Raw genomic sequence first — 2,725 nt, 5'->3', positions numbered from 1 at the left:
ACTGCGAAGCAGTCAGGGTCGGGTAGTTTACATCATGGCTATCCGAACCCTCAGCAGCGTGATTGAACAGCACATCGCCGGCCTTCCGGGCTTGATTGCTGTTTTGATAGGGCGGGCCACTGATGGTGCTACAGTAGCCAAAGTAACCTACGTCAGCGATTCCCAAGAGGAGCAAGCCCTAGAACGTTTGGGCACCTACGCCGGCGACCTGTTGCAGGCCAATAGCCGCCTTTGTCAAACCGTCAGCCCCGACCAAGAGGCGGACTACCTCTTGGCAGGTACTCCGGCGCTGCGGGTTGTCATCAAAGCGTTTCCCAAAAGCCCCTACTTTGTTTGGAGAGCCGGTTATCTTCCACTGCCATCACTACAACCTATTCCTGCAGCAGACTGTTGAAGATCCCGACTGGATCGATGGAGTAGGGATCCTGCGCACGGCAGCCCAGGAGATCTTTTACAGTCTTCTGTACGGAGCTTTCAAGGCTCTTGGCATTCAGGAGACCCAAGAGCGCCTGGCAGTGGCAGCTCAGATCTTCAGTTTTTTAGGATTTGGGCGGCTGGCGTTTGAGGTGACCCCTTCAGGCGGGGAAGTGCAGCTTACCCATTCTCACTACGCAGAAGGCTGGCTGAGCAAGTACGGGGATCAGGTCAACCGCACACGTCCCATTGACCACTTGGCGGTGGGCTATGTGGCAGCAGCTCTGGATGCCACGTTTGGCGAGCTGGGGAGCTACACGGCAGAAGAAACGGAGTGCATGGCCGTTACCCGTAAGGATCACTGCGTGATCCAGGCCACTCGGCTGCCGCGGCCCCAGTCGCTGACTCCCAGTCCAGGCATGGGCAAGCTTATTGAGCAGCCAACCCAGTTCCCGCAGCCCGTAACGGCAGTGGACTATGACGCGGTCAACGAAGCTCTGTGGGGCTTGCCTTTGGCCGGAGATGATCAGGGGCAGATTCGCGCGTTTAACGTGTTGCTAACGCGCATGCCTGCCAACTACTACAACCGCATTCAATATCGCTTTTTACAGGAGCTGAAGGCGGTGCAGGCTGAGCTGATGGGGGTGGGGGAAGCTCTTATTCGCGAGTCGGGGCATGTTTGTGTCTTCTACACCTTTGGCAACATCATGGAATCGGTGGAGTGGGAAACCCTTGTGGGGCCGATGCTGGAGAAGGACACGGACTGGATCCACGGCGGCTATGCGGTGGCCAGCAGTCTGGGGTGGGGTCGCTGGCAGGCTTTGGAGGTGGTGAGCGGCGAGTCTTGCCGGGTGGCCATTGACGGCAACTACGAAGCCAACTACTTTTTGGCTTCCTACCCACGGGCAGAAGATCCCGCCTGCTATTTTGCTCAAGGGGCGGTGCCGGCGATGATGAATCTGGTCTACAACGGCAACATTCAGCAGAAGCCGGTTTTGAATCAAGTCTTCTACAACCGCCTCTTCCAGCGGGGTGGGCTCTTCCACGGCCAGGAGACCAAAGCCAGAGAGCAGGGGGATCCCTGGTGCGAGTTTTACGCCGCTCGCGTCAGCGGGACGGAGTCCTTGCGGGTGTAGGGATCCATGCAGGTGCGTATCCTCAGGCGGCGGGAGTGTGGAGCGGGGTGGGCCACTGACCTGCTGCTGCCGCGTTGCCTTGTCTGGTCAGAGGTAGAGGCTCTGGCCCAGGAATGGGGAGCCGCTTGTCGCTGTTTTCAAGGGCAACTGGTGTGGCTGGATCTGCCCTCAGGCCGGATTACGGCTTCGTTGCGGGTGCCCCGCCTAACGTTGCGACTCCACGATGCCAACGCTGAGGCGCAGATCTTAAATCGTTTGCAGCAGTTGGCCAAGTCTTCTGGTTCCCAGACAGAGGGAAGTTAAGGGCAAAACGAGAAGTTTAGCTTGGCACCGACATTTTGCGGCAGACTATCGACCAATGCAGGATCGACTTTCCAGGAGTGCCATGCACCCACCAAGTTCGAGCCTGCTGAGGAACTGGGAGCCGCGTTCATACTCGCTCATAGTCATAATGTATGCAGCATGCATGCAGCTCGGTACCTACCTTGCCATGGCAAAGAGGGCGCTCCAGTCGCGGTTGGGCACACCCGGCTTGGCGATGATCTCAAGGATGCGATTTTGGGCGGCGGGCTGGAATAAACTTTCGACGGCCACTTGGGCTACTTTCGTGCGGGGGATGCTGCCGTCAAAGAGGGTATCCGCCTTGGATAGGACAATGCCATCGTCGTTGTCTTGGTTTTTTAGGCCCCCCGGTCGAACGATGGTGTAGGTGAGGCCGCTTTTTTGCAGATATTCTTCTGCGCGTTTTTTCCACACCAGGATCAGCCAAAACAAGTTGAGGGGATGGAACAGCTGGGAAACACACAGGGAAGAGATTAAAACAAAGTGTTGGATCCCTTTGGCTTTGGCCACATCTACCAGGTTCTTGGTGCCTTCATAATCCACTCGGTAGGGCTGAAAGGGATCCCAACTGGGCCTGGCCCCGGTGGCACAGAGCACCACCGTGCATCCTTCCATGCCCGTCTCCAGCGTGGCCGGATCCAGCACATCCCCCACCACCACTTCCGCTTCGGGGGGCAAAACCCGAGCGGCCAGCTCATGGCTGCGCACCAGCGCCCGTACCGGGATGTCGCGGCCCACCAACTCTTTGACAATGCGGCGTCCGGTTTCTCCTGTAGCCCCTGCAACAAAAGCCTGCATAAGTTTCTGATACATTTACGCTGAACACTGCTGAA

3 protein-coding genes and 1 pseudogene are annotated in these 2,725 nt (G+C 57.7%); 3 read left to right on the top strand and 1 reads right to left on the bottom strand.

Annotated elements, in window-relative coordinates; genetic code table 11:
* The 3 genes and pseudogenes from NW856_RS11260 to NW856_RS11250 form a co-directional block, all read left to right on the top strand.
* Positions 1-394, top strand: a pseudogene (locus tag NW856_RS11260) (hypothetical protein); the annotation flags it as partial.
* The gene (locus NW856_RS11255) at positions 330-1,550 is read left to right on the top strand and encodes a hypothetical protein (protein WP_414400318.1); all 1,221 of its coding nucleotides are present in this window, start codon (positions 330-332) and stop codon (positions 1,548-1,550) included. The pseudogene NW856_RS11260 and the gene NW856_RS11255, both read left to right, overlap by 65 nt.
* 6 nt (positions 1,551-1,556) lie before the next feature.
* Positions 1,557-1,853 (top strand): hypothetical protein, encoded by a 297-nt coding sequence (locus NW856_RS11250; protein WP_414351089.1) that lies wholly within the window; start codon positions 1,557-1,559, stop codon positions 1,851-1,853.
* A gap of 177 nt (positions 1,854-2,030) precedes the next feature.
* Here the strand turns inward: NW856_RS11250 and NW856_RS11245 are convergent, their stop codons facing one another.
* Positions 2,031-2,690, bottom strand: a complete 660-nt coding sequence (locus NW856_RS11245; RefSeq protein WP_414400316.1) for an SDR family oxidoreductase — start codon at positions 2,688-2,690, stop codon at positions 2,031-2,033.
* Between the last annotated feature and the right edge of the window lie 35 nt (positions 2,691-2,725).

The organism is Synechococcus sp. R3-13 (genome assembly GCF_047462195.1).
Classification (GTDB): domain Bacteria; phylum Cyanobacteriota; class Cyanobacteriia; order Thermostichales; family Thermostichaceae; genus Thermostichus.
The sequence above is the reverse complement of the archived record's forward strand: the minus strand, read 5'-3'. Positions and strand labels throughout refer to the sequence as shown.